At 49.8% G+C, this 1,843-nt stretch carries 2 protein-coding genes; both read right to left on the bottom strand.

The genetic code is table 11. From position 1 onward, the window contains the following. Positions 1 to 2 precede the first annotated feature (2 nt). Positions 3 to 377, bottom strand: coding sequence for a transposase (locus H6A34_RS14295; protein WP_205106061.1), 375 nt, complete (start codon positions 375 to 377; stop codon positions 3 to 5). 64 nt (positions 378 to 441) lie between these two features. Beyond that, complete coding sequence (locus tag H6A34_RS14290) at positions 442 to 1,605, bottom strand: sensor histidine kinase (RefSeq protein ID WP_205106060.1); 1,164 nt, start codon at positions 1,603 to 1,605, stop codon at positions 442 to 444. Positions 1,606 to 1,843 lie beyond the last annotated feature (238 nt).

The raw sequence follows: 1,843 nt of genomic DNA, 5'->3' as shown, positions 1-1,843 counted from the left end.
CGTCACTGCTTGGCCCCATGTTTTTTTCTTATGGATATTTCATACTCACGCTCGGCGATGTCTATCATCACGTCGCGCGCCTCCGTCTCCAAACGCGAGTACGCAAGCGCCTTCTCCAACTCGCGCACGCGCTTGCGCAGGGCCGCGTTCTCTTCCCTGTATTCCTCCTTGCTGCGTCTTGCCATGTCGTCATATTCTTCTTCCGACGGCAAAGATAAGGTTTTCTCACCATATTTTGACAGCCATGACGACAATAACGTCGGATTACACAGGCCATACTTCCTTGCACACTTGCGCTTGCTCATGCCTGACGAGTAATACTCACGAAGGACGCTCAATTTGAACTCCTCGCTGTACTTTGTTGGACTCTTTCGCATTGTTTTACACATTTTTTATTGTTCATAAATGTGTCAACTTTTGCCAGGACAAGACAAGGCGCGTTCATCCCGCCAGTTCTATGCGGAACGTTGTGCCCTTGCCTATTTCGGAGCTTTTCACGAATATGCGTCCTTTATGGTATTCCTCGACTATTCGTTTGGCAAGTGACAGTCCCAGTCCCCAGCCCCGTTTCTTCGTTGTGAAGCCCGGCTTGAATACGTTTCCAATGTCTTTTTTTCTTATGCCCTTGCCCGTGTCGCTTACTTCTATTGCCACCTTGTCTGCCGTCCGCGCCATGGCGAGCGTTATTGTGCCGCTGCCCTCCATTGCGTCAACGGCGTTCTTGCAGAGGTTTTCTATTACCCACTCGAACAGCGAGGCGTTAATCTTTACGGTAATGTCATTGTCCGGAAAGTCTTTTATGAAAGTAACCTTAGACGATGTGCGGCGGTCCATGTAGTCGATTACGTGCTCCATCACCGTTTTCAGGCTTGCCGGAACCGGCTCGGGCAGTGAACCTATTTTCGAGAATCTGTCTGCTATCAGCTCCAGGCGCTTCACGTCCTTGTCCATTTCGGGTATCAGCTCGTCGTCGGGATAGTTCTCCTTCAGTATTTCCGTCCATGCCATGAGGCTTGATATTGGCGTTCCGAGCTGGTGCGCGGTCTCCTTCGACAGTCCCACCCACACTTTGTTCTGTTCGGCTTTCTTTGATGTTAGCAGTGCGAATATCGCCACAACGACAAACAGCATGACCACTCCGAGCTGTATATACGGGTAGGCCGCCAGGCGCTTCAGCATAACCGAGTCGTCGTAACATACGTTGATGTATCCGTCGCGTGCGTTTTCGCCCAGCGTAATCCTTATTTCCTTGCCCTCGTCGCTTAGCCTCCGGCTCAATGTCGAGGCGTATTCCATGCTGTCGGCAAAGGTCTCTCCGTGCAGGTTTACGTTCCTGAAGGTTTGTACGTTGCCGCTTGCGTCGGTCACGATTACGGGTATCGTGTTGTTTTCGTTGATGACTTTCAGCACGAGGTTAAGGTCGGTGTTGTCGTCAGCCATGTTAAGCGAGCGCATGGCCTCTGCCCACACTTCCATCTTGTTGTGTTCCTCGTCCGCCAGCTCGCGTACAAGCGAGTTGGATACAACGAGCGAAACCACGGCTATAGCCACTGCCGCTACGACGAGAAATATCTTGACGTGCCGTATCCTGTCTGTCCATTCCATATATTTACCATAACGTATAACTTCCTATAATATTGTTTTTTAGTCAACAAGTAGACAAGTGACGAGCAGATATGTTTAGTAGACAAGCAGACGAGGGACGAGCAGACAAGGAGATTTGACTAGATCCTTAGATTTTTATTCTTACCTATATTCCTGCATGGCAAATCTCCTTGTCTGCTCGTCCCTCGTCTGCTTGTCTACTAATAAATCCCTGCTTGTCTACTAAACATATCTCCTC

Origin of the sequence: Marseilla massiliensis (assembly GCF_016899855.1) — a bacterium.
In the GTDB taxonomy this organism is placed as follows: domain Bacteria; phylum Bacteroidota; class Bacteroidia; order Bacteroidales; family Bacteroidaceae; genus Prevotella.
Note: the sequence above shows the minus strand (reverse complement) of the source record. Positions and strands in the feature narration are given on the sequence as shown.